Genomic DNA, 23337 nt, shown 5'->3' with positions numbered 1-23337 from the left:
GGCCTCGGGAACCCCTCCCCACCGACCGGTAACAAGCGCGCGCCCGCGACGTAGAGTGGAATGGCCAGACTTGTCGGGCGGCTCGGAAGGGGGTCGTCATGGTCCAGGAACTCATCGTGGCGATCACGGCGGCCTGTTCCGCCTCGGTCATCTACGTCGCCGCAGGCGCCCGCGTCGTCAAACAGTACGAACGCGGGGTCGTCTTCCGTCTCGGGCGGCTGGCCGGAGAGGTCCGCTCCCCCGGCTTCACGATGGTCGTGCCCTTCGTGGACCGGCTGCGCAAGGTCAACATGCAGATCGTGACCCTGCCCATCCCTGCCCAGGAGGGCATCACCCGGGACAACGTGACGGTCCGCGTCGACGCGGTCGTCTACTTCCGGGTGGTCGACGCGGCGAACGCCATCATCCAGGTCGAGGACTACCGCTTCGCGGTCTCCCAGATGGCGCAGACCTCGCTCCGGTCGATCATCGGCAAGAGCGATCTCGACGACCTGCTCTCCAACCGCGAAAAGCTCAACCAGGGGCTGGAGTTGATGATCGACAGCCCGGCGATCGGCTGGGGCGTGCAGATCGACCGGGTCGAGATCAAGGACGTGTCGCTGCCCGAGACGATGAAGCGGTCCATGGCCCGCCAGGCCGAGGCGGACCGCGAGCGCAGGGCCCGGATCATCAACGCGGACGCGGAACTCCAGGCCTCCAAGAAACTGGCCCAGGCCGCCGAGGTGATGTCGGAACAGCCCGCCGCGCTCCAACTGCGCCTGCTGCAGACGGTGGTGGCCGTCGCCGCCGAGAAGAACTCCACCCTCGTCCTGCCCTTCCCGGTCGAACTGCTGCGCTTCCTGGAACGGGCCCAGTCCGGACAGCCGCCCGTGGTGACGGACACCCGGCGGCCGTCGGCCCCGGAGGTACCGCCCTCGCTCAAGGGGCAGCCGGCGGTCGATCCCGTCGAGCCGCCCGTCGTGGCCGACCGGATCAACGGAGTGGTGGAGGCGCTCGGCCTGCCGGAGGCGTTCGCGGACACGGACGGACTCGGGATCCCGGACGCGTTCGGCCTGTTGGGTGACGTCGGGGCGCCGAGGGAGCCGGGAGACGATCCGGAGTCCTCCGGGCGTCCCGAGGAGTCCGGGTGACCGGAAAATCCCGTGCCCGCCGGGGAGGCCACTGCTAGCGTGCGTGCCATGAAGCGTGCCGCGATGAACACGACGACGCCGGAGAGTGTCCCGGCGCGCTGACCGCTGACGTGAGTCGAAGCCCCGGGGCGAGTGCCCCGGGGCTTCGCCGTGTGGTCGCTCGCCCTCCACCAGCGAGGAGACCACCATGAACGACCACCGCCGACTCGGCCGCGAACTCGGCCTGTTCGACACCGACCCCCTCATGGGCGCCGGACTTCCGTACTGGCTGCCGGACGGCGCCGCCGTGCGGTACGCCCTGGAGGAGTACGTCCGCGACGCCGAGCGGCGGGCCGGCTATCGGCACGTGTACTCGCCGGTGCTGGGCAAGAGGGAGCTGTACGAGATCTCGGGGCACTGGTCGCACTACGGCGACGACATGTTCCCGCCGATGGAACTCGGCGGAGAGCAGATGCTGTTGCGGCCGAGCCTGTGTCCCCACCACGCGCTGATCTACCGGTCCCGCCCGCACAGCTACCGCGAACTGCCCTTTCGTATGGCCGAGTTGGGTGGCATGTATCGCTCCGAGCTGTCGGGCGTGCTGGGCGGCCTGACCCGCGTGCGCGCCATCCAGCTCAACGACGCGCACATCTTCTGCACCCCGGACCAGGTCGCCGAGGAGGCCTCATCGGCCCTCGGGCTGATCCGCGCCGCGTACGACGCCATGGGCATCGAGGCGTCCCGCTACCGGCTCTCACTGCCGGGCCCGGGAGGGAAGTACGTCGCCGATCCGGAGCTGTGGCGCAGATCGGCCGCGCTGCTGCGCGAGGTCCTCGACGGGTCGGGCGTGGCGTACGAGGCCGTCGAGGGCGAGGCCGCGTTCTACGGGCCCAAGATCGACGTCCAGATCGCCGACCCGGCGGGCCGTGAGTCCACCCTCTCCACCGTGCAGGTCGACTTCCACCAGCCCGAGCGCTTCGATCTGCGCTACATCGGCGCCGACGGCGCGAAACACCGGCCGGTCATGGTGCACCGCAGTGTGATCGGCAGTCTGGAACGGGCCGTCGCCCACCTCATCGAGGTGCACGGCGGCGCCTTTCCCGCCTGGCTCGCCCCCACCCAGGTGGTGGTCCTGCCCGTGTCCGAGGCCGAGGCCGAGCAGGCGCTTCGGCTCGTACGCCGCTGCCGCGACCAGGGTCTGCGCGCCGAGCTCGCCGCCCCGGACGAGGGCAGCCTGGGCGCCCGGGTGCGTGCCGCCCGGCTGGTCCCGTACCAGGCGGTGATCGGTCCCCGGGAGGCTGCCGCCGGCCTGATCGCCCTGCGCCTGCGCGACGGAAGCCGTCTCGATCCCCGGGCGGCCGACGAGGTCCTGCACGAGATCGGCCGGCGGATCGGGTCGCGCGGCACCGGGTGAAGGCAGCCTCCTCCTAAGCTGGCGGCATGAGCGACGACTACTGCGCGACCGGCGCGGACGGCCCGGCCGGGGAGCCCCGCGGCGCCCTCGACACGGCGGGGCAGGACGGACCGCCGTACGCGGAGTGCGTGCTGTGCCGTGAACCGACCGAGTATCCGGAGTCGCACAAGGGCATCACGCTGTGTCCCGTCTGCGACTGGCAGGAGGCACAGCGCACCGCGTGTTCGGGCTGACCGGTCCGGGCGCACGGTCCGTGGGACGGGCGGCTCCGGAACCGGACCGTCCGTCCGGAACGGATTATCCGCCTGGCAGACTGGGGGCGTGAGCAGCGACGACCCGAACCCCGCCGACGACAGCCCGTTCCGCGACGAGCCCACGGCGCGCGACACCGCGCGGCAGTTCGTGCTGCCGCTGGTGGTGCGCATCGAGAAGGACGCGCCCCCGGCGCGCACCGACGCGCTGGAGACCTCCGCCCGGGCCGTGCTGACCATGCTGAGCGACGAGCGTTCACTCGGGGACGGCGTCTGGGCGCAGGCGATGCGGGACTGGCAGGACGCCCGGATCCGCAAGGTCGTACGGCGGGCGCGGGGAGCCGAGTGGCGGCGGGCCGAGACGCTGCCCGGCATCACCGTGACCGGACGGTCCGCGGAGGTGCGGGTGTTCCCGCCGGTGCCGCTGGACGGCTGGCCCAAGGACCTGGCACGACTCCAGGTGTCCGGTACGGATCTCGACGATCCGGAGCCGCCGGCACCGGCCGATCCGGCGGCGCCCGTCCTGTGGCTCAACCCGGAGCTCGACATGTCGGCGGGCAAGACGATGGCGCAGACGGGCCATGGTGCCCAACTGGCCTGGTGGGAGCTGTCGGAGAAGGAGCGGACCGCCTGGCGCGAGTCGGGCTTCGCCCTCTCGGTACGGACCGCCGATCCGGCCCACTGGGGCGAACTCAGCGTCTCCGAGGTGCCGTTGGTCCGTGACGCGGGGTTCACGGAGATCGCTCCCGGGCTGACGGTCGCCGTCGAGGGACACGACCGCGTGGGCGCCCTGCCGCAACGCGCCGCGGATCCCTCGGACTGAGGGCGGACCGACGGCGGGGCCCTACTCGGCCAGGGTGGTGGCGAGTTCGGCGGTGACGCGGACGATCTCGGTGTCCGGCTCGGCGAGCAGGTGCTGGAGGGTGCCGCGGTGGGCGCGGACGGCCTGGCGGGCCTCGCGTTCCCAGCCCACCCAGTTCTCCCGGCGGTTGAGGAGTTTGGGGTACGCGGCGGCGGTGCGTTCCCACTGCCGGGCATCCGCGATGTCTCTCAGCAGCTGGATTATCTGCACACGGCAGGTGACCTGAGGGAGTTCGGCGAGTTCCCAGAGGAAGGGGACGGTGGCGGCGGTCGCCTGCTCCACGACGAATCCGAACTGGCAGATTCGTTCCCTCAGGTCCTGGAGTGCCGCTCTGGCGGTTGCCGCGTCACCCCAGGCGACGGTGTTGAGCAGGAAGGGGATGGCTTCCGCCGACCCCTTGGAGTCCTTGATCTCGTCCCACGACACGCGTTCCAGGTTCCTGAGTGGTGTGGCCATTTCCGCTCCCTCCGAAGGCGTCGGACAGTGCCAGGTGCGCGGGTGGGCCGAGGGCCCGTCCCGACGATCACGCTCCCCGTGGAGCGGCTGAGCCGACGTCAGTACTGGCCTCTGGCAACGAGGTTGACGCCACGGCTATTATCCACGCTGACAGCGTCTTCGTGCAATTGCACGAGAAATTGCATGAAGTCGGAGAGACGCGTGGGCCACGTGAGGCCCGGGCCGGAGCCCGCCACCGGGCGGCCGGTCCGGTCGCGCACCTGGTGGAACGTCAGCAAGGAGAGTGCGTTGGTGCCATCAGTGCCGAACGGAGTGCGGGCCAGCTCGCTGGGTGCCTCCTGGATCAAGAGCAGGCACAGCAATGCCGAGGGCAACTGCGTCGAAGTGGCCGCGCTGGGCGACGGACGGATAGCGGTCCGCAACTCCCGTGACCCCGACGGCCCGGCCCTCGTCTACACCCCGGCGGAAGTGGCCGCGTTCCTCGCCGGCGCGAAGGACGGGGAGTTCGACCACCTGCTCTGAACCCGACCCCCTGAGCGCCGAACTCCGTTGAAACGGAAGGAAAGTTGTCCACTTCTGTCTCTCCATGCGGCAGAGTCCGGCGCAGTGCGATAATTTTGGCTGTCTTCTGCCGTTCGACTGGGAGTCAGGATGTCCGTCGAGTCACCCCGCGTCTCCCGTCTCGAACCGTATCTGAGCCGGGAGGAGCCCGCCCCCACTCTGCTGAAGATGCTGGTCGGCGTGCAGCTCGCCGGCGCCCGCGAGGACGCCGGGCTCTCCCAGGAACAGGCGGCGCGCTCCCTCGGGTTCAGCGCGGCGAAACTGTCGCGCATAGAGGCGGGCAAGGGCCGTCGGCCACCGACGGAGGACGACGTCCGCGCCCTGCTCGGTCTGTACGGGACCGAGGAGTACGAGATCTCGGTCCTGCTCAGACTGCTCAAGCGCGCGGGCGAGCCGGGCTGGTGGCAGCGCTACGACAAGCGGCTGATGCCCGAATGGTTCGACCGGCTGGTCGGCCTCCAGGAGGCGGCCACGACCATCCGTACCTTCGAGATCCAGTACGTTCCGGGCCTGTTGCAGACTCCCGACTACACGCGGGCCGTGGTGGAACGCGGGCTGCCGACGGCGCCCGCCGCCGAGGTGCAGCGCCGGGTGGAGCTGCGCATGCGCAGACGGGAGCTGCTGGACCGGGTGGACGCCCCTCAACTGTGGGCCGTCGTCGACGAGTCCGTGCTGCTGCGTGTTCTGGGCAGCCGCGAGGTGATGCGCGCCCAGCTCGAGCACCTCATCGAGATGGCCCAGCGTTCCCATGTGGTCGTGCAGATCGTGCCGTTGGACGTCACCAACGCCTCCGCGCCGGCCATCCCCGTCACCTATCTGCGCTTCGGCGGCGTCGAACTGCCCGACATCGTCTACCTGGAGCACATCAGGAGCGCCAACTTCCTTGAGGACCGCGACGAGACGGAGGAGTACCGGGTGGTACTGGACCGGCTCGCCGACGAGGCCCTCAGTCCCCGCGCGTCCCTCGCGCTGCTGCGCGCCACGGTGGAACAGCGGTACGCCCGCGGATAGTGCGCGCACGGCGTCGCCGGACGGACGGGGATCGCCCGGACAGTCCCTGGGGCGGACACGGCCTGGGGCCTAGCGGATCCGGCCGACCCCGCCGAACTCGATCCACTCCTGCGTGAGCTGGCGCGGCACGACGTCGGTGTCCGGCCGCCAGGTGGACACCTCGACCAGTCCGGGTTCGAGGACGTCCATGCCGTCGAAGAACTCCTCCACGTCCTTCTCCTGACGGACCCGGCCCCAGTGCCCCTGCGTCGCGGTGTCCATGAAGCCGGTGACGAAGTCGCGGACCTCGGCGTCCTCGCTCACCAGTTGGCACATCACCAGGAAGCTGCCGGGCGCCAGCCGCTCGGTGACCCGGCGGATCACGGCGACGGGCCCGTCGGTCTCGCTGTCCGGGATGCAGTGGAACACGGAGTTGAACAGCACGGCCACCGGCTGGTCGAGGTCGATCAGCCGCCGGGTGTCGGGGTGGGAGAAGATCTCCTCCGTCTGCCGCAGGTCGGCGTGGACGACGGCGGTCCGCTCGTTCTGGTCGAGCAGGGCCCGGCCGTGGACCAGCACCATCGGATCGACGTCGACGTAGACGACACGGGAGGTCCCGTCGACCGCCTGGGCGACCTGGTGCACGTTGTTCTGGGTGGGCAGGCCGGATCCGTGGTCGAGGAACTGCCTGATCCCGTAGCCGTCCGCCAGTGTCCGGACCACCCGCTGGAGGAAGCGCCGGTTGTTCAGGGCGAGCGCGCGCGTGCTGGGCACGACCTTGTCCAGTTCCTCGCAGGCCGCCCGGTCGGCGGCGTAGTTGTCCTTGCCGCCGAGGTAGTGGTCGTACATGCGCGCGGCCGTGGGCACCGTGGCATCGATCGACGTGGACAGCTTCTCGCCAGGCTGCATCGTTCCCCCAGATCAGTGTCGGCCTGCCTGTCCGGCCCCGCCGGCAATCCATCTTAGGGAAACGGAAGTTGGCGTTACCACCCCCCGAACGAAGGACGGGGCAGGGCTTTCCGGCCAACTGTCGCCCCTCGCCCGCCGTGGTGGCGCGAAGAGGCCGATCCACGGGCTCCGGTGCCATGGGCGCGGCGGCGCGGAACCTCAAATCTTGCTCTGAACGTCCGCCCCGGTGGGTTCGGCCCCGGCTCCCGGGGCCATGACCTGGTCACGCCGATGCACCGGCCGTCGTGGGGAGCGACGTACGGCAGGCGCGGCCGAGGCCGTGACGGAGGAGGGGACATGAGGGAGCCGGGGCGGCTGGGTACGGGAATCGGGTGGCGGCCGGAGATCGCCGAGGCCGTGGAGAGGATGCCCGGCATCGACTGGGTCGAGGCCGTGGCGGAGAACGTGTGCCCCGGTCATCTCCCCGAGTCGCTGCTGCGGCTGCGCGAGCGGGGTGTCACGGTGGTGCCGCACGGCGTCTCCCTGGGCCTCGGCGGCGCCGACCGGCCCGACGAGACGCGGCTCGCCGCGCTCGCGGAACGCGCCGAGGCGCTGGGCTCACCCCTCGTCACGGAACACATCGCGTTCGTCCGGGCGGGCGGCCCGCTCACCGCGTCACCGCTCCTGGAGGCCGGGCACCTGCTGCCCGTTCCGCGCACCCGGGACGCGCTGCGCGTCCTGTGCGAGAACGTCCGCGCGGCCCAGGCCGCGCTCCCCGTCCCCCTCGCCGTGGAGAACATCGCCGCGCTGATCTCCTGGCCCGGCGAGGAGATGACCGAGGGACAGTTCCTCTACGACCTGGCCGACCGCACCGGCGTCCGGCTGCTCATCGACGTGGCCAACCTCCACACCAACCACGTCAACCGCGGCGAGGACCCCGCCGAGGCGCTCGACGAGCTGCCCGTCGAGGCGATCGCCTACGTACACGTCGCCGGAGGCTTCGAGCGGGACGGCGTGTGGCACGACAGCCACGCCCACCCCGTCCCCCGGCCCGTGCTCGACATCCTCGCCGACCTCGCGTCCCGGGTGACCCCGCCGGGTGTCCTCCTCGAACGCGACGAGAACTTCCCCGGCCCGGCCGAACTGGAGCGGGAACTCACCGCGATCCGGGAAACCCTGGAGAAGGCGGAGAACCCACTCCGGGAGACGGCGCGCGACAGGGTGACCCTGGTGGTGGCCGGCGCCGCTCCCCCGGCGGCCGAGCCCGCCGAGGTGGCCGAGCCCGACGAGGCGGCAGCGACGGACGCCCGCGCCGAGGCGGACGCCCGTACCGAGGCGGGAGACGCCCCCCGTCAGCGGGTGGCGCTGGCGCAGGCCGCCCTGCTGTCCGCGCTGGTCGCCGGAACCCCCGCGCCAGAGGGCTTCGACCGCGTGCGCCTCGGGGTGCAGGCGCGTGCCCTCGCCGCCAAGCGGGCGGACGTCGTCGCCAAGGTGGCCCCGGAGCTGCCGGAGATCCTGGCCGACGGCTACCGGCCGGCGTTCCTCGCGTACGCGCAGCGGCGTCCGATGACCGGCGGTTACCGTCGCGACGCCCTGGACTTCGCCGAACACCTGCTGCTCGCGGGGCTCCCGGAGGGCGCCGCGACCGGACGGTTGCGCGCGTGGTGGCTGGAGCGGTCGGGTCCCGCCCCGCTGTCCGGACGTCCCGTGGCCCGGCTCGCCAGGGCGACCCGCAGGGCGCTGCTCCGCCGCTGAGCCGCCTCGCCGACGGTTCTGCCGCCGCGCGGCCCGGCCGTCGTGGGCCGCCCCGACCGGGCGCCCGACACACGTCGGCCGCGGAGTGTGCGCGGAGTAACACCCCACCATGTGAAGGCAATGTGCGCGTCCATTTAAGGATGCTTCCGTCTGGTTTGACGTACGCACGAACCACCGCAACCGGCGCCTTCCACCCTCGTCCCGATCCGTCCTTCGTGTAAGGCAGTTGGCGTAGCGCCCCCAGTAGCATGCCAACCCGCACCCGAAGCGCATTAGCGTGCGGTGCCGCAACAGGAGGCACCATGCGATCCGACAACCACACCGGACTGGTCAGTGGAACAGGGCTCATCATCGCCGCCCTGCTGGCGACCCTGGTCGCGCTGGCCTTCCCGATCTGGTCGTACGCGGACCGCGCCGGCACCGGCCTCGACACCCTGGACTCCGGGACCGTGCCGAGCCCGTACGGTCCGCTGTCGGGCCTGGACCGGGAGTTCGTCACCAGGGTCCGGCTGGCCGGTCTGTGGGAGCTGCCCGCGGGCCAGCAGGCCCAGGAGCGCGGCACCACCCAGGCCGTACGGACGGCCGGACAGCACCTGATCGAGGGGCACACGTTCCTCGACGCGCGCGTCCGCAGCGTCGCCACGCGGCTCAGCCTGGAACTCCCCAACCAGCCCAATGAGCAGCAGCGCCAATGGCTGTCCACGCTCAGCGCGGCGCACGGCACCGAGTACGACCGGGACTTCGCGAACATCCTGCGCGCGGCGCACGGCAAGGTGTTCGCCATGGTCGCCCAGGTCCGCGCGAACACCCGCAACTCGCTCGTGCGCGATCTCGCCGACGACGCCAACACCACCGTGCTCGACCACATCAAGGTCCTCGAGGCGACCGGCTACGTGGACTTCGACGCGCTCGCCGAGAACGCGGCCACCGCGAGCCCGCCACCGCTCACCAACTCCCCCGCGCCGCCCGGCCCGGTGCCGTCCCCGTCGCCGCCGGTCCCGGTGACCCCGTCCTCGGGCTACCCGCTCCCCCCGGCCGCCGCGCGCCCCAACCCGTCGCCCGGCTCCTGAACGATCGCGGCCGGGCCGTCCGCGCGAGCCCGGTTTCGGGTCCTCAAGAGCGGCCCGCCCCCTACGGGTTGAGGGTGTGACGGAGGTCGAGCACCGGGGCGCGCGACAAACGGAACATCACCGACCGGCAACGGCTGCGTCCCACATAGTGGGTGCGGCATGGCGCCCACCCGGCGCCATCGCGTAGAAAAACGCCATGTTCTGGGTCCTTCTCCTGATCCTCGCCTGGGTGGCGGCCGGTGTCTCCTGCACCCGGCTGTGTCTGGCCGCGCTCCACACCGCGTCGCTCGACGCCGACGCCGCGCACGGGCACGACCTCACGCTGTACGAGGCCGCGTTCCTGTCCGGCGGGCCGGCCCGGGTGGCCGACCTGACCCTGGTGTCGATGGCCCGCCAGCGCCGTCTGCTGCTCGCGCACACCGGCTGGGCCACCGTCGTCGACCCGCGCGGTCGCGACGACATGGAGCGCTCGGTCATCGGCGCGATCGGACCCGAGGGCCAGTCCCGGATAGCACCGCTGCGGGCGGCCACCGCCGCCGCCGACTCCGTACGCGGTCTCGCTGACCGCCTGGTCGCGGCCGGCCTCGCCGTCCCCGACGGGGCCCGCACCACGGTCGCGGGGGCCGTCCGCCAGGTCCAGGCCGCCGCGGCCGGGGTCCTCGCGCTGGGTGTCGTGGCCCTGCTGCTGCCGGGCCAGGCCCCGGGCAGCGACGTCCCGGTGGCCGTCTGGTTCCTGCTCCCGCTCATCCTGACCCTGAGCTGTCTCGCCATAGCCCGGATCGAGGTGCACCCCTGCACCCGCTGGGCCTCCCCGGCCGGGCAGCGGCTGCTCGGCACCCTGACCCGGCACTCCGACGCGTCCGGTGACGACCGTACGTACCTCACCTCCGTCGCCGTACGCGGCATCCGCGCGGTCGGCGAGCCCGAGCTGCGGGCGGCCCTGGCGCACCGCGACCGTGACACCTCCTGGCGGGAGGGAGCCCGCTAGCAAGCGTCCGGGGTTCCCGTCCGACACGCCCGAGAGTCCCAAAGGGGCTGAAAGGAGTCCAGGGGGGCGCATCGGGGTCATTGGCGCCGACACCGGCGGGCGGTGCTTTACTTCGCCGACCGCCGAACGAAGCATCCTTCTGTCGCTGCCGCGCGCTGAAGGGATTCGCGATGAGAGCTGCCGTCCTCCACGGAACCGCAGGGTCCTTGCTCCTGACCGGCCTCGTCGCCTCTCCCGCGGGCGGCGCGCAGGCCTGGCCGGCCCCGGTCGGATCCGCCGAGGCGCGCGGCACCGCCGTCGCCGCCGGGCGTGCCGCCGCCGCGGGCATCCGCTTCGGCACGTGCCCCAAGGAGGAGCACCTGCCGGCGAGCCTGAAGTGCGGCACGGTCACGGTGCCCCTCGACTACGCGCTCCCCGACGGCAAACGGATCAGACTGACCGTCAGCCGGGTGCGGGCGACCGGCAAGGACCCGCACAACGCGAGGCACAGAGTGCCGCGCCAGGGCTCCCTCGTCTACAACCCCGGCGGTCCCGGCGGCTCCGGCATGTACTTCCCGCTCATCGGCCTCCTGCCCGAATGGAAGCGGATCGGAGGCGCGTACGACCTCGTCGGCTACGCCCCGCGCGGCGTCGGCCGTTCGGCGCCGCTGACCTGCCGGGACCCCAGGCACCTCCCGAAGCCCCTCCTCCAGGCCCCGACGATCCCCTCGGAGTCGTTCAAGAAGGCCCGGGTCGCGGAGGCCAAGGCGTACGCCCGCGGCTGCGCCCGGCGCTCGGGCCCCGCCCTGCGCCACTACACCTCGCTCAACAACGCCCGTGACCTGGACGTGCTGCGCGCCGCGCTCGGCGAGCGGAGGCTGACGTTCATGGGTGCCTCGTACGGGACGTACTTCGGTTCCCTGTACGCGACGCTGTTCCCCTCGCACGTACGCCGCATGGTCTTCGACTCGGCCGTGAACCCCGACCCCGAGAAGGTCTGGTACGCCAACAACCTCGACCAGTCGGCCGCGTTCGAGACCCGCTGGGCTGACCTGCGCGCGTGGATCGCCCGGCACGACAAGGTGTACGGACTGGGCCGCACCGCCGAGGCCGTGCGGCGCTCCTACGAGAAGGCACGGGCCCGGCTCGCCGCCTCGCCCGCGGGCGGCACGGTGGGTCCCGCCCAGCTTCAGGGCGCGTTCCTGCAGGCCGGGTACTTCGACGACTACTGGCCGCAGCGCGCGCTGGCGCTGTCCGCCTACCTGAAGGGCGATCCGAAGCCGCTGATCCAGGTGGCGGGACCGCATCCGGAGGCCGCCGCCGAACAGGAGAACGGCAGCGCGGTCTACACGGCCGTGGAGTGCAACGACGCGCCCTGGCCCACCGACTGGCGCACCTGGGACCGCGACAACACCCGGCTCGCGCGGGTCGCCCCGTTCGAGACCTGGGACAACGTGTGGATGAACCTGCCGTGCGCGTACTGGTCCGCGCCCCGGCAGAAGCCGCTCGACGTACGGACCCTGCCCGGGGAGCTGCCGCCGACGCTGATCCTGGCCGCCGAGCGGGACGCGGCGACGCCGTACGACGGCGCGAAGGAACTCCAGCGGCGGCTGTGGGGCTCGGTGCTGGTGACGGAGAACGGCGCCGGCACCCACGGGATCGCGGGCGGCCCCAACCAGTGTGTCAACGGCTATCTGGACGCGTACCTCCTGGAGGGCCGGCTCCCCGACCGTGACGCGGGATGCGCACCGCACCGGGAGCCGGTGGCGCGGGCACACTGACCGGCCCCGGAGACCCGGAAGGCGGGCGTCCCCCGGAGGGGCGCCCGCCTTCGCGCGGGGACGGCCGGTGAGGTGCCGGGACCGCCGAGCGAGGAGCCGGGACGGTCAGGCGAGGCCCGCGACCAGTTCGGCGACGTCCTTGCGGCGGCCGGTGTAGAACGGCACCTCTTCGCGGACGTGCATCCGGGCCTCGGAGGCGCGCAGGTGGCGCATGAGGTCGACGATGCGGTACAGCTCGTCCGCCTCGAAGGCGAGCATCCACTCGTAGTCGCCGAGCGAGAACGAGGCGACCGTGTTCGCGCGGACGTCGGGGTAGCCGCGGGCCATCTTGCCGTGGTCGGCGAGCATCCGGCGGCGGTCCTCGTCGGGCAGCAGGTACCAGTCGTAGGAGCGCACGAAGGGGTAGACGCTGACGTAGTTCCGGGGCGTCTCGTCGGCGAGGAACGCCGGGATGTGCGAGCGGTTGAACTCGGCCGGGCGGTGCAGCGCCATGTTCGACCAGACCGGCTCCAGGGCGCGGCCCAGCTTCGTACGGCGGAAGAGGTTGTACGCCTCCTGGAGCTGGTCACTCGTCTCGGCGTGCCACCAGATCATGACGTCGGCGTCGGCGCGCAGGCCCGAGACGTCGTAGGTGCCACGGACGGTGACGTCCTTCGCGGCGAGCTGGTCGAACAGCTCCTGGACCTCGTCGGCGTACCCGGCACGGTCCTCGGGGAGCACGTCCTTCAGTTTGAAGACGGACCACAGGGTGTAGCGGATGACCTCGTTCAGGTCCTTGGCCAGCTTGCCCTTGTTCGGGATCCTGGCCGGCTCGGTGGTGGGGGCGTCGTCGCTCATGGGGCTATTCTCCCGCGCCGCCGTGCAGGCTCTGCACCGGGTTGGCGGTGAGCTCCTGCACACCGCGCGTGTCACCGCCCAACCGGTCCACCGCGGCGTACGCGCTCGCGATGCACGCCGGGATGCCGACACCGTCGTACTGCGCGCCGCACACCACGAGACCCGGCAGCTTGGCGACCTCCTCGCGGATGCGGGCCACGCGCGCGTGGTGGCCGACCGGGTACTGGGGCAGGCCGTCGTCCCAGCGGGTGACGCGGGTCTGCAGCGGCTCGGCGTCCAGGCCGGTGGCCTCGCGCAGGTCGTGCCGGGAGGCGTCGACCAGGTGGGCGTCCTCCCGCTCCAGGATCTCCGTCTCGCCGTACCGCCCCACGGAGGTGCGCAGCACCAGCACGTCCGGGTCCTCGTCGGCGATCCAGCCCCATTTGCGGGAGGCGAAGGTGGACGCCTTGATCGTGCGGCCGTCCACCGGCGGCACCAGGAAGCCGCTGCCCTCGGGGAGGGCGGCGTCGGCACGGCGGTAGGCGAGGGTGATCAGGGCCATGGAGGCGTACTCGACCGTGCGCAGCTCGGCGGCGGCCGCGGGTGACTCGGCGCCCAGCAGCGCGGCCGCGGCGGGGGCGGGAACGGCGACGACCACCGCGTCGGCCCGCAGGACACGCTCACCGGCGACCACCTGCCAGCCCGTCGGTGCCGTCCGGCGCAGTTCCGTCACCCGTGCCCCGGTCAGGATCTCTCCGCCCCGGGCCCGGACCGAACGCGCCACGGCGAGCGGCAGCCGGCCCACGCCGCCCTCGATGCCCATGAAGACCGGTCCGGTCTGCCCGCTCGCGGCCGCCTTGGCCTGGATCTCCCGGACCGCCTCCGTCAGCGAGTCGTGGGTCCGCGCGGCCTGGAAGAGCTGCGGGACGGCGGAACGCATCGAGATGCGGTACGCGTCACCCGCGTAGACGCCGCCCAGGAGCGGCTCGACCAGGCGGTCCACGACCTCGCGGCCGAGGCGCGCCGCCACGTACTCCCCGACGGCCACGTCGTCGCCGACCTCGGTGCGGGGCAGCTCGGCGTCGCGCTCGACGCGGGCGAGGCCCTCGTCCGACAGGACACCGGCGAGGGCCGCGGCCGTGCCCGGTACGCCCATCACATGGCCCTTGGGCATCGGGCGCAGCGCGCCGCGGGTCCAGATCGAGGCCGTGGCGGTGGCCGGCGGCCGCAGCCCGTCGGTCAGGCCCACCTCGCGAGCGAGGTCGAGCGCTTCGGGGCGGCGCGCCAGCATGGACTCGGCGCCCAGGTCGACCCGGACGCCCGCGATCTCCCCGGGAAGCAGCTTGCCGCCCACCCGGTCCGAGGCCTCGACGACGGTCACGCGTGTGCCGCGCCCGAGCAATCGGTGTGCGGCCGCCAGCCCGGCGATGCCGGCTCCGATGACGACGACGTGCCCCGTGCCCGAACCCGATGTGCTCATGGCCCCACCCTCTCAGACACCACCGGCCCTCTCGCCAGGGCCGTGCGGCCCCTTCGAGTCCGGACCGTGACCGCATCGGGACCGGAGTACGCCAACGTCCTGTGCCCGTCCGGCGTCGAAGAAGCGTCAGTCGTCACCACCCTGGGGGGTAGACCCGCATGTACACAGCCGGCTCCGCACATCCACTCCGGCCCACGTCACCCGGCGAGTCCGGCTCGGGCGTCCCGTCGGCCCCGTCCGTGTCACCGGCGCGCGTGGTCCGTCCCGTCCGGGTCATGGCCGGGATGTTCCTCGTCGCGTCGCTCGCGCTGGCGGGATGCGGCGGGGCGAGCGACATCGGAGGCAGCAACGACAAGTCGGTCGCGCGGAGCGACGCGAACGCCGCACCCGCTCAGCAGGCGGACTCGGGAGCCGCGGGGAGCGGGGCGCCGAACGGCCGCAAGGCGGCCGCTCCGCCCAGGGTGACGGTGAACAGCATCATCCGTACGGCCTCGCTGACCGTCGTGGTCAAGGACGTCGCCGGGGCTCTGGACGACGCGCGCGCGGCGGCCGAGAACGCCGGAGGATACGTCGGCGACGAGACCACCACCCGTGACGGCCGGGACCACGAGCGCACCCGGGTCGTCCTGCGGGTACCCACCGAGCGGTACGACGAGGTGCTCGCCGCTCTGGAGGGCGCCGGCAAGGTCGTCACGCGGACGGCCAAGGCGCAGGATGTCACCGACCAGGTCGTGGACGTGGAGAGCCGGGTCAAGTCGCAGCGCGCCAGCGTGGCCCGGGTCCGCGAGCTGATGGACAAGGCCACCAAGCTCAGTGATGTGGTGGCTCTGGAAGGGGAGTTGAGCACCCGGGAGTCCGATCTGGAGGCGCTGCTCGCCCAGCAGGCGTCGCTGAAGGACCGCACGAGCCTCGCCACGATCACGCTCACGCTGTCCGAGACGCCGGTGAAGAAGGCCGAGAAGAAGGAGTCCGACCCCGGCTTCCTCGACGCGCTCTCGGGCGGCTGGCACGTGCTGGTCACCGTGGCGCGCTGGCTGGCGCTGGCCGTCGGGGCGGTGCTCCCCTTCGCGGTGCTCCTCGGCCTGATCGCCCTGGTGTGGACGCGCGGGGTGAGCCCGCGGCTGCGCCGTCGTGGGACCCCGGTGATGGCCTCGGGCCCGTCCCCGGCGGCTCCGGGCCCGGCCGCGGCCGCGGTTCCTTCTCCGGCGGTGTCCGCGAGCCAGGGTCCGTCCCCGGTTCCGGCCCCGGTTCCGGCCTCGCGCCCGGCTCCGGAACCGTCCGCGGAACCGGCTGCCGACCCGGCCTCCGGCCCGACGGGCGGCACCGCTTCCGGCTCGGGTCGGGAAGGTGGCGGGGAGGACTGAAGTGCCGTGCCCCCGTAGCGTGTTCGTATGGGTATGAGCGATACGAACGGTGCGAGCGGCGGGCGGGGCGACCGGGAACGGCTGGTCGTGATCGGCGGTGACGCGGCGGGCATGTCCGCCGCGTCACAGGCTCGTCGGCTGCGCGGTCCCGACGAGCTGGAGATCGTGGCCTTCGAGCGGGGCCACTTCACGTCGTACTCGGCGTGCGGCATCCCGTACTGGGTGGGCGGTGACGTCCCCGACCGCGACCGGCTGATCGCGCGGACCCCCGAGGAACACCGCAAGCGCGCCATCGACCTGCGGATGCGCACGGAGGTCACCGAGATCGACGTCGCGGGCGCCCGGGTGCGCTCGCGCGACCTCGGCACCGGGGCCGAGGCGTGGACGTCGTACGACCGGCTCGTCATCGCGACCGGCGCGCGGCCGGTCCGCCCCGATCTGCCGGGCGCCGACGCTCCGGGGGTGCACGGCGTGCAGACGCTGGACGACGGGCAGGCGCTGCTCGACACGCTCGCGAGGACCGAGGGCCGCCGTGCCGTGGTCGTCGGCGCGGGCTACATCGGCGTCGAGATGGCCGAGGCGCTCATCAACCGCGGGTACGAGGTGACCGTCGTCAACCGGGGCAGGGAGCCCATGGCCACCCTCGACCCGGACATGGGCCGTCTGGTGCACACCGCCATGGAGGGCCTCGGGATCACCATGGTCGACGACGCCGAGGTCACCGCGTTCCTCACCGGCGCCGACGGGCGGGTCGGCGCGGTCGTCACCAAGGACGCCACGTACCCGGCGGACGTGGTGGTGCTCGGCATCGGCGTACGCCCCGAGACGACGCTCGCCCGCGCGGCCGGGCTGCCGCTCGGCGACCACGGGGGGCTGCTCACCGATCTGTCGATGCGGGTGCGCGGACACGAGGACATCTGGGCGGGCGGCGACTGCGTCGAGGTGCTCGACCTGGTGTCGGGGCGCGAGCGGCACATCGCGCTGGGCACCCACGCGAACAAGCACGGGCAGGTCATCGGCTCCAACGTGGCCGGCGGATACGCCACGTTCCCCGGTGTCGTCGGAACGGCGGTGAGCAAGGTCTGCGATCTGGAGATCGCCCGCACCGGACTGCGCGAGAAGGACGCGCGCCGGGCGGGCCTCCGGTTCGAGACCGTCACCATCGAGTCGACGAGCCGCGCGGGCTACTACCCGAACGCCGCCCTCATGACGGTGAAGATGCTCGCGGAGCACCGGACGGGACGGCTGCTCGGCGTGCAGATCGTCGGCCGGGAGGGCGCGGCGAAGCGGGTGGACATCGCCGCGGTGGCGCTGACCGCGGGCATGACGGTGGAACAGATGACGATGCTGGACCTCGGCTACGCCCCGCCGTTCTCCCCGGTCTGGGACCCCGTCCTGGTCGCGGCCCGCAAGGCGGTGGCGAAGGTGCGCCGGGCAGCCCCCTGACGGACGCGGGGAGACGGTCCCCCGGACGGTCAGCCCGGCGGCCATCGGCCCGTACCGGCTACGCGGACTCGTTCCCCGCCGATCCGTTGATCCGGTCGATCGCCTGCCGGGCCTGCTCGGCGGGCCGGGGCGGCAGCGAGGAGACCGAGCCGGCCGCGGTGACCGCGGGCGGGGTCTGGGCCGGCTTCGCGTGCGCGGCCGGCCGGGAGGACCGCAGACGATGGCTGACGGCCTCGTCCAGGGTCACCGGCCGCTGGAGCCGGGCCGCGAGCCGTCCGGCCTCCTGGCCGAGCGCGGCGACATCCTCCCAGGGGAGGTGCAGCACCAGCGCGATCTCCGCCTCGCCGTCGGGCAGGGCGTGCATCGGAGGCATAACTCGGTCGCTCATGGCCTGTGTCCTCACGTCTTCACGTCGTCGCGTCGTCGTGCCCCGTCACGTCGCCGGAGCGACGCGGGGGGCTGAGGAGACATACGGCCGCGGGGGCACAAGTGTTCAGTGTGTTCGACGGGAAACCGAGCCGGGGGGCGGCCCCGGTGGTGGGCCCGTCCGGCCCGGTGGAGCACGGATTCGCCCCGCGCTTCGCGGGCAGTAGTTCCTCGTGGTCATTCCCGTCCATGACGTGAACCCGGTGCGGCGCACGCCCTATGTGACGTACGCGCTGATCGCCGCCAATGTGCTCGTGTTCCTCTACACCCCCGGTCTCGCCGGATCGGTGGCGGGCGACAGCGCCCTGTCGCAGCTCTGTCATCTGCACGCGTTCATGGACCATTACGCCGCCGTGCCGCAGGAACTGATCCACCATCGGATGCCCCGCCTGGTGCCCACCGGCGAGGTCGCCGGCGGCGTCCACGGATCGGGCTGTGCGCTGGGACCGCCGGACTACGACAAGTCCCCGCCGCTGTCGGTGCTCACGGCGATGTTCCTGCACGGGAGCTGGCTGCATCTGCTGGGCAACATGCTCTTCCTGCTGATCTTCGGCAACAACATCGAGGACCGGCTCGGGCATGTGCGCTTCACGCTGTTCTACGTGGCGTGCGGCTTCGCGGCGGCGTACGGCTTCGCCCTGGTCAACGAGGACTCGGGCGACCCGCTGATCGGCGCCTCGGGGGCGATCGCCGGGGTCCTGGGCGCGTATCTGGTGCTGTATCCGAGAGCCAGGGTCTGGGTCCTGGTCCCGTTCCTGGTGTTCCTGCCGCTCCGGCTGCCCGCGTGGCTCGTGCTGGGCTTCTGGTTCGTGCTCCAGGCCGCGTACTCGTCCGGCGCCGCGGTGCCCGCCGCGGGCACCGTGGCGTACGCGGCGCACGTCGTCGGCTTCCTGGCCGGCATGCTGCTGGCCTGGCCGCTGCGTCCGGGCACCCCGCCACCGCCCGAACCGCGCCGCCTGCTGTGGGGCAGACAGGCGCGGCACGGCTGGTGAGGCGTGAAGAGGCCGACCGCGGGGTCCGGTGCGGGCCGGCCGCGGCCTCTAGCGGGCCGTCTGCGTGTGGACGTACTCCACCAGCCGGCTCAGCACGTCGGGGTCCATGCTCGGCATGACGCCGTGCCCGAGGTTGAAGACGTGGCCCTCCAGACCGGCGGCTGCGTCGAGCACCTCGCGGGTCTTCGCCTCCACGGCCTCGGTGCTCGCGAACAGGACCGCGGGGTCGAGGTTGCCCTGGAGCGCCTTGCCGGGGCCGACGCGACGGGCGGCCTCGTCGAGCGGGACGCGCCAGTCGACGCCGACGACGTCCGCGCCGGCCTCACCCATGAGACCGAGCAGTTCGCCGGTGCCGACGCCGAAGTGGATGCGCGGCACTCCGTACGAGGCGACGGCGTCGAAGACCTTCGCCGAGGCGGGCATCACGGAACGGCGGTAGTCGGCCGGGGCCAGGGCTCCGACCCAGGAGTCGAAGAGCTGGACGGCGCTCGCGCCGGCCTCGATCTGCACCTTCAGGAAGGCGGAGGTGATCTCGGCGAGACGGTCCAGCAGATCGGCCCAGAGCTGCGGGTCGCTGTACATCAGCGCCTTGGTGTGCTCGTGGTTCTTGGACGGACCGCCCTCCACGAGGTAACTCGCGAGGGTGAAAGGCGCGCCCGCGAAACCGATGAGGGGGGTCTCGCCGAGTTCGGCCGTCAGGAGTCCGATCGCCTCGGTGACGTACCAGACGTCCTCGGGGGTCAGGTCACGGAGCTGGGCCAGGTCCGCGCGGGTGCGGATGGGGTTCTGGACGACCGGGCCGACGCCCGGCTTGATGTCCAGGTCCACGCCGATGGCCTTCAGCGGGACCACGATGTCGCTGTAGTAGATCGCGGCGTCCACCTGGTGCCGGCGGACCGGCTGGAGCGTGATCTCGGCGACCAGGTCGGGCCGCGCGCAGGACTCCAGCATGGGGATGCCCTCGCGCACCTTGAGGTACTCGGGCAGCGAGCGCCCGGCCTGCCGCATGAACCACACGGGCGTGTGCGGCACGGGCTCGCGCCTGCACGCCTTGAGGAAGGCGGACTCGTACGTGGCTGTCGGCTGCTGCCCGGCGGGGCTGTGGTTGGCGCTCACGACGGAAAGTCTCCCACGGTTCACCGGCGCCCCCGCCCCGGGCTCCCGTGCGCCCGCCGCCCCTCCGGACGGCCCGCTCGCGCGACGGCGTGCGCCCGGCGTGATCCGGACAGGGGTCCCACGCACGGGTGTCTCTCCCTGCGCGCGGGCTCCGTTCCCCTTAATCTTCCCGGCATGGCTGCGGCTCAGGGACGACTGTCGGACGGCGCTGGCGGAATGGACGACGCGAGGGAGGAGAAGGAGGGGGACAGGAATGCGGCGGAGACGGCCCCGGCACCCTTCCGGGCGGCCGTCGACGCCCTGCGGGCCGCCCGGCCTCGGCCGGAGATCGAGATCGACCCGACGCGACCACCACAACGCCTGGCTCCGTACGCGTACGCGCTGGAGGCCGCGGTCGTCGCCGACGACGAGGATCTGGCCGACGGCCGCCTCGTGCTGCTGCACGATCCGGCCGGACACGACGCCTGGCAGGGCTCCTTCCGTCTGGTGACCCTGGTCCGCGCGGAGCTGGAGCCGGAGATGGCCGCCGACCCGCTGCTCCCCGAGGTCTGCTGGTCGTGGCTGACCGGCGCGCTCCAGGCCCGCGGGCTCTCGTACGGCGAGCCGAGCGGCACCGTGACGCGCGCGAGCTCGCACTACTTCGGCGGGCTCGCCGAGCGTCCGGCCGCCTCACAGATCGAGATCCGCGCGTCCTGGACACCCCGGGAAGGCCTCGGCGGCGTACCGGACACGGCCGCGCACCTCGCCGGCTGGTGCGACCTGCTGTGCCAGATCGCCGGACTGCCGCCGGTGACTCCGGGTGACGCCTCGGTGGTGACCCTGCCGCAGCGCCGGGGACCACAGTCCCGCTGACCCCGCCGAGGGCGCGCGCCGACGCGCGCGCCCTTTCCGTTTCCTTACCGGCCGCATGTCGATACGACCACTTTCGGCCGTGTATCGACGAGGAACGACGGGGAACGACTCGGTTCGATCTTCGGATGATCGATCGCGCGTCCGAATTGCACGGATTGTTACTCACCCCATCGTGATCATTCCCTAAAGGTCGACGGGTTTGATGCCGAAGACGTCTGTGACCTTGAAAGCACGGTTCGTCCTGGCTCGCCCCTCTCAGAGCCGGTCCCGTCCCGCACCCCAGGAGGCCTGGTGTCCGTTCTCCTCGAGCAGCCCGCAAGCCTGGTCGCCTACCGTCCGAACAAGCCGACCGCCATGGTGGTCGTGGCAGACCCCCGGGTCCGTTCCACCGTCACCCGCCATCTGTGGGCGCTCGGAGTGCGCGACGTCATCGAGGCGTCGTCCGTCGCGGAGGCCCGTCCCCGAATCGGCAACCCGCGAGACATCTGCGTCGCCGACGTCCATCTGCCGGACGGTTCCGGCCTCACCCTCCTTTCCGAAACCCGAGCCGCGGGCTGGCCCAACGGCCTCGCCCTCTCCGCAGCCGACGACATCGGTGCCGTACGCAACGCCCTCGCGGGCGGCGTCAAGGGCTACGTCGTCACCGGCACCCGTACGAACGTCGGGCTCCCCACCCGGCCCGGCGCCGCGCCCATCGGCTCGGCCGCCGCCCGTATGCACCGCCGCCCCCCGGGTGCCCCGAGCCACCCGGGCGGCTACCGCGAACTGTCCGGACGAGAGGTCGAGGTCCTGCGGCTGGTCGCGGAGGGCCAGTCGAACAAGGCCATCGGCGTCTCCATGGGCCTGTCCGCACTGACCGTCAAGAGCCACCTCGCCCGCATCGCGCGCAAGCTCGGCACGGGCGACCGCGCCGGAATGGTCGCGGTGGCCCTGCGGACCGGAATCATCCACTGACCCTCCACCACCCCCTCCCCCTGATGCCCCGCACCCGACACCGAGCGGCCTCCCCGCCGCCCGCCCGCCCCCCGGCGCGTGAACCCCGTCTTGCGCTCACCTGACTGGTTTACGACCATCCGACGCCCGTCGACGGAACGTTCCGTCGACGGGCGTCGTCCATCCACGGATACCCTTGACAGGTGACCGACGCCCAAGAGACCGCAGCAGACAGCTCACTGCGAACCACCGGAGGCGGCCCTCCGGACGACGTCGAATCGGCGCCGACCCCTTTGCTGGAGCCCCGAGAGGGCATCCCGCCGGTGATCGCCGACGACGCCTCGCTCGCCGAGGTGATCGCCGCCTTCGCCGCGGGCACCGGCCCGGTGGCCGTCGACGCCGAGCGCGCGTCCGGGTACCGGTACGGCCAGCGCGCCTATCTCGTGCAGCTTCGCCGCGAGGGCGCCGGCAGCGCCCTCATCGACCCCGTCGCCTGTCCCGACCTCTCCGGTCTCGGCGAGGCCGTCTCCGGGGCCGAATGGGTCCTGCACGCCGCCACCCAGGACCTGCCCTGCCTGCGCGGGATAGGCATGATCCCCACCAGCCTCTTCGACACCGAGCTGGCCGGACGCCTCGCCGGGTTCCCCCGGGTGGGCCTCGGCGCCATGGTCGAGAGCGTCCTCGGCTTCGTCCTGGAGAAGGGGCACTCCGCCGTCGACTGGTCGACGCGCCCGCTGCCCGAGCCCTGGCTGCGCTACGCCGCGCTCGACGTCGAGCTGCTGGTGGACCTGCGCGACGCCCTGGAGAAGGAGCTCGACCGGCAGGGCAAGCTGGAGTGGGCCCGGCAGGAGTTCGACGCGATCGCCCAGGCCGAGCCCGCGCCGCCGCGCAAGGACCCCTGGCGCCGTACGTCCGGGATGCACAAGGTGCGCCGCCGCCGGCAGATGGCCGTCGTACGGGAGCTGTGGGAGACCCGGGACCGCGTCGCGCAGCGCCGGGACATCTCGCCGGGCAAGGTGCTCGGGGACGCGGCGATCGTCGAGGCCGCGCTGGCCGTGCCCGTGAACCTGCACGCCCTGGCCGCCGTGAACGGCTTCGGGCACCGCATGGGCCGGCGCCAGCTCGAACAGTGGCAGGCCGCCGTCGACCGCGCGAGGGCGCTGCCGGACGCCGAGCTGCCGCAGCCCGGACAGCCGGTGACCGGCCCTCCCCCGCCGCGGGCCTGGGCCGACAAGGACCCGGCCGCCGCCGCCCGGCTCTCCGCCGCGCGCGCCGCCGTGTCGGCGCTGGCCGAGGAGCTGAACATGCCGCAGGAGAACCTGATCACCCCGGACACCGTGCGGCGCGTGTGCTGGGAGCCGCCCACGACGCCGGACACGCAGTCCGTCGGCGCGGCGCTCACCGCCTGCGGGGCGCGGCCCTGGCAGGTCGAGCTGGTCACCCCGGCACTGGTGACCGCGCTGTCGCTGAAGACGGTCTAGGGGGCCCAGGGGCGCGACCGCTGGCGGTCCGCCCCGGGGCACGACACCGCGCAGAGGCCTCCTGATCCGATCCGCTTCGGCTCAGGAGGCCTTTTCCGTGGCCTCACGGCTCAGTCGGCCCGTCGAACGGGCGACGAGATCACGCCAAGATCCTGGGCCCTCGATCATGGCCGGTTCCGCCGGGCGTTCGGCCTTCCGGATGTGACGTTCGCCGCTCCCGCCCGCGAGACTGGGCAGGTTGGTTACTCGTAAGTAGCATGGGTGCTGAGCGCGCGCTCAGGCGTGTGTCCGCGCAGCAGTGCCATCCCGCATCTGGAGGAGAGCCAT

The 23337-nt window shown here is 72.5% G+C and carries 21 protein-coding genes and 1 pseudogene; 16 read left to right on the top strand and 6 right to left on the bottom strand.

The window, feature by feature from the left end; genetic code table 11:
* Positions 1-98: 98 nt before the first annotated feature.
* The 4 genes and pseudogenes from ACIQ7M_RS29735 to ACIQ7M_RS29720 all read left to right on the top strand — a co-directional run bounded on the left by ACIQ7M_RS29735 (position 99) and on the right by ACIQ7M_RS29720 (position 3597).
* Complete coding sequence (locus tag ACIQ7M_RS29735; protein WP_403650166.1) at positions 99-1130, top strand: slipin family protein; 1032 nt, start codon at positions 99-101, stop codon at positions 1128-1130.
* Between the two features lie 121 nt (positions 1131-1251).
* Positions 1252-2523: pseudogene (gene thrS / locus ACIQ7M_RS29730) on the top strand (threonine--tRNA ligase); the annotation flags it as partial.
* A gap of 26 nt (positions 2524-2549) precedes the next feature.
* Positions 2550-2756, top strand: coding sequence for a hypothetical protein (locus ACIQ7M_RS29725; protein WP_355767713.1), 207 nt, complete (start codon positions 2550-2552; stop codon positions 2754-2756).
* An 88-nt stretch (positions 2757-2844) separates the two neighbouring features.
* Positions 2845-3597: a peptidyl-tRNA hydrolase gene (locus tag ACIQ7M_RS29720; protein ID WP_403650162.1), complete on the top strand. Its 753-nt coding sequence runs from the start codon at positions 2845-2847 to the stop codon at positions 3595-3597.
* A 21-nt stretch (positions 3598-3618) separates the two neighbouring features.
* Here ACIQ7M_RS29720 and ACIQ7M_RS29715 read toward each other — a convergent pair whose 3' ends face one another.
* Positions 3619-4092 carry a hypothetical protein gene (locus ACIQ7M_RS29715; RefSeq protein WP_355767708.1) on the bottom strand — a complete coding sequence of 158 codons (474 nt, stop codon included), beginning with the start codon at positions 4090-4092 and terminating at the stop codon, positions 3619-3621.
* Positions 4093-4383: 291 nt separating this feature from the next.
* Here ACIQ7M_RS29715 and ACIQ7M_RS29710 point away from each other — a divergent pair, with 291 nt between their 5' ends.
* Positions 4384-4614 carry a DUF397 domain-containing protein gene (locus ACIQ7M_RS29710; protein WP_355767705.1) on the top strand — a complete coding sequence of 77 codons (231 nt, stop codon included), beginning with the start codon at positions 4384-4386 and terminating at the stop codon, positions 4612-4614.
* Between the two features lie 129 nt (positions 4615-4743).
* On the top strand, positions 4744-5664 hold the full coding sequence (locus ACIQ7M_RS29705) for a helix-turn-helix domain-containing protein (protein ID WP_403650159.1): 921 nt from the start codon (positions 4744-4746) through the stop codon (positions 5662-5664).
* A gap of 69 nt (positions 5665-5733) precedes the next feature.
* Here the strand turns inward: ACIQ7M_RS29705 and ACIQ7M_RS29700 are convergent, their stop codons facing one another.
* Positions 5734-6552, bottom strand: a complete 819-nt coding sequence (locus ACIQ7M_RS29700; RefSeq protein ID WP_386981168.1) for an SAM-dependent methyltransferase — start codon at positions 6550-6552, stop codon at positions 5734-5736.
* A gap of 336 nt (positions 6553-6888) precedes the next feature.
* Between ACIQ7M_RS29700 and ACIQ7M_RS29695 the strand changes: the two genes are divergently transcribed.
* The 4 genes from ACIQ7M_RS29695 to ACIQ7M_RS29680 all read left to right on the top strand — a co-directional run bounded on the left by ACIQ7M_RS29695 (position 6889) and on the right by ACIQ7M_RS29680 (position 12104).
* The gene (locus tag ACIQ7M_RS29695; RefSeq protein WP_403650155.1) at positions 6889-8286 is read left to right on the top strand and encodes a DUF692 domain-containing protein; all 1398 of its coding nucleotides are present in this window, start codon (positions 6889-6891) and stop codon (positions 8284-8286) included.
* A 302-nt stretch (positions 8287-8588) separates the two neighbouring features.
* Entirely contained in the window at positions 8589-9356 is a 768-nt protein-coding gene (locus ACIQ7M_RS29690) for a DUF4142 domain-containing protein (RefSeq protein WP_403650152.1), read from the top strand.
* A gap of 196 nt (positions 9357-9552) precedes the next feature.
* On the top strand, positions 9553-10344 hold the full coding sequence (locus ACIQ7M_RS29685) for a TIGR04222 domain-containing membrane protein (RefSeq protein ID WP_355767691.1): 792 nt from the start codon (positions 9553-9555) through the stop codon (positions 10342-10344).
* A 170-nt stretch (positions 10345-10514) separates the two neighbouring features.
* Positions 10515-12104 (top strand): alpha/beta hydrolase, encoded by a 1590-nt coding sequence (locus tag ACIQ7M_RS29680; protein WP_355767688.1) that lies wholly within the window; start codon positions 10515-10517, stop codon positions 12102-12104.
* A 105-nt stretch (positions 12105-12209) separates the two neighbouring features.
* Here the strand turns inward: ACIQ7M_RS29680 and hemQ are convergent, their stop codons facing one another.
* Positions 12210-12941 carry a hydrogen peroxide-dependent heme synthase gene (gene hemQ / locus ACIQ7M_RS29675; protein WP_355767686.1) on the bottom strand — a complete coding sequence of 244 codons (732 nt, stop codon included), beginning with the start codon at positions 12939-12941 and terminating at the stop codon, positions 12210-12212.
* 4 nt (positions 12942-12945) lie between these two features.
* Positions 12946-14400 carry a protoporphyrinogen oxidase gene (hemG, locus tag ACIQ7M_RS29670; RefSeq protein WP_403650148.1) on the bottom strand — a complete coding sequence of 485 codons (1455 nt, stop codon included), beginning with the start codon at positions 14398-14400 and terminating at the stop codon, positions 12946-12948.
* A gap of 275 nt (positions 14401-14675) precedes the next feature.
* On the opposite strand from hemG, the gene ACIQ7M_RS29665 reads away from it, so the two are divergent.
* On the top strand, positions 14676-15764 hold the full coding sequence (locus ACIQ7M_RS29665) for a DUF4349 domain-containing protein (protein WP_403650145.1): 1089 nt from the start codon (positions 14676-14678) through the stop codon (positions 15762-15764).
* A gap of 27 nt (positions 15765-15791) precedes the next feature.
* Positions 15792-17210 carry an FAD-dependent oxidoreductase gene (locus tag ACIQ7M_RS29660; RefSeq protein ID WP_386981154.1) on the top strand — a complete coding sequence of 473 codons (1419 nt, stop codon included), beginning with the start codon at positions 15792-15794 and terminating at the stop codon, positions 17208-17210.
* A 58-nt stretch (positions 17211-17268) separates the two neighbouring features.
* On the opposite strand, the gene ACIQ7M_RS29655 is transcribed toward ACIQ7M_RS29660, so the two are convergent.
* Positions 17269-17598, bottom strand: a complete 330-nt coding sequence (locus tag ACIQ7M_RS29655) for a hypothetical protein (protein WP_355767675.1) — start codon at positions 17596-17598, stop codon at positions 17269-17271.
* A gap of 211 nt (positions 17599-17809) precedes the next feature.
* Between ACIQ7M_RS29655 and ACIQ7M_RS29650 the strand changes: the two genes are divergently transcribed.
* Complete coding sequence (locus ACIQ7M_RS29650; protein ID WP_355767672.1) at positions 17810-18628, top strand: rhomboid family intramembrane serine protease; 819 nt, start codon at positions 17810-17812, stop codon at positions 18626-18628.
* 48 nt (positions 18629-18676) lie between these two features.
* On the opposite strand, the gene hemE is transcribed toward ACIQ7M_RS29650, so the two are convergent.
* On the bottom strand, positions 18677-19744 hold the full coding sequence (hemE, locus tag ACIQ7M_RS29645) for a uroporphyrinogen decarboxylase (protein WP_355767669.1): 1068 nt from the start codon (positions 19742-19744) through the stop codon (positions 18677-18679).
* 216 nt (positions 19745-19960) lie between these two features.
* Here hemE and ACIQ7M_RS29640 point away from each other — a divergent pair, with 216 nt between their 5' ends.
* From ACIQ7M_RS29640 to ACIQ7M_RS29630, 3 genes are all read left to right on the top strand, one after another.
* Positions 19961-20596, top strand: a complete 636-nt coding sequence (locus ACIQ7M_RS29640) for a DUF3000 domain-containing protein (RefSeq protein ID WP_403650210.1) — start codon at positions 19961-19963, stop codon at positions 20594-20596.
* A gap of 291 nt (positions 20597-20887) precedes the next feature.
* Positions 20888-21550, top strand: a complete 663-nt coding sequence (locus ACIQ7M_RS29635) for a response regulator transcription factor (RefSeq protein ID WP_019073943.1) — start codon at positions 20888-20890, stop codon at positions 21548-21550.
* A 182-nt stretch (positions 21551-21732) separates the two neighbouring features.
* Positions 21733-23010 carry a ribonuclease D gene (locus ACIQ7M_RS29630; protein ID WP_355776237.1) on the top strand — a complete coding sequence of 426 codons (1278 nt, stop codon included), beginning with the start codon at positions 21733-21735 and terminating at the stop codon, positions 23008-23010.
* Positions 23011-23337: the final 327 nt, after the last annotated feature.

It is taken from the genome of Streptomyces sp. NPDC096324 (genome assembly GCF_044763015.1).
In the GTDB taxonomy this organism is placed as follows: Bacteria; Actinomycetota; Actinomycetes; order Streptomycetales; family Streptomycetaceae; genus Streptomyces.
The sequence above is the reverse complement of the archived record's forward strand: the minus strand, read 5'-3'. Positions and strand labels throughout refer to the sequence as shown.

Coding starts and splice junctions, on each gene's coding strand:
- ACIQ7M_RS29735 (WP_403650166.1), top strand. CDS start 99: ATGGTCCAGGAACTCATCGTGGCGATCACGGCGGCCTGTTCCGCCTCG.
- ACIQ7M_RS29725 (WP_355767713.1), top strand. CDS start 2,550: ATGAGCGACGACTACTGCGCGACCGGCGCGGACGGCCCGGCCGGGGAG.
- ACIQ7M_RS29715 (WP_355767708.1), bottom strand. CDS start 4,092: ATGGCCACACCACTCAGGAACCTGGAACGCGTGTCGTGGGACGAGATC.
- ACIQ7M_RS29705 (WP_403650159.1), top strand. CDS start 4,744: ATGTCCGTCGAGTCACCCCGCGTCTCCCGTCTCGAACCGTATCTGAGC.
- ACIQ7M_RS29700 (WP_386981168.1), bottom strand. CDS start 6,552: ATGCAGCCTGGCGAGAAGCTGTCCACGTCGATCGATGCCACGGTGCCC.
- ACIQ7M_RS29695 (WP_403650155.1), top strand. CDS start 6,889: ATGAGGGAGCCGGGGCGGCTGGGTACGGGAATCGGGTGGCGGCCGGAG.
- ACIQ7M_RS29690 (WP_403650152.1), top strand. CDS start 8,589: ATGCGATCCGACAACCACACCGGACTGGTCAGTGGAACAGGGCTCATC.
- ACIQ7M_RS29685 (WP_355767691.1), top strand. CDS start 9,553: ATGTTCTGGGTCCTTCTCCTGATCCTCGCCTGGGTGGCGGCCGGTGTC.
- ACIQ7M_RS29680 (WP_355767688.1), top strand. CDS start 10,515: ATGAGAGCTGCCGTCCTCCACGGAACCGCAGGGTCCTTGCTCCTGACC.
- hemQ (WP_355767686.1), bottom strand. CDS start 12,941: ATGAGCGACGACGCCCCCACCACCGAGCCGGCCAGGATCCCGAACAAG.
- hemG (WP_403650148.1), bottom strand. CDS start 14,400: ATGAGCACATCGGGTTCGGGCACGGGGCACGTCGTCGTCATCGGAGCC.
- ACIQ7M_RS29665 (WP_403650145.1), top strand. CDS start 14,676: ATGGCCGGGATGTTCCTCGTCGCGTCGCTCGCGCTGGCGGGATGCGGC.
- ACIQ7M_RS29660 (WP_386981154.1), top strand. CDS start 15,792: ATGGGTATGAGCGATACGAACGGTGCGAGCGGCGGGCGGGGCGACCGG.
- ACIQ7M_RS29655 (WP_355767675.1), bottom strand. CDS start 17,598: ATGAGCGACCGAGTTATGCCTCCGATGCACGCCCTGCCCGACGGCGAG.
- ACIQ7M_RS29640 (WP_403650210.1), top strand. CDS start 19,961: ATGGACGACGCGAGGGAGGAGAAGGAGGGGGACAGGAATGCGGCGGAG.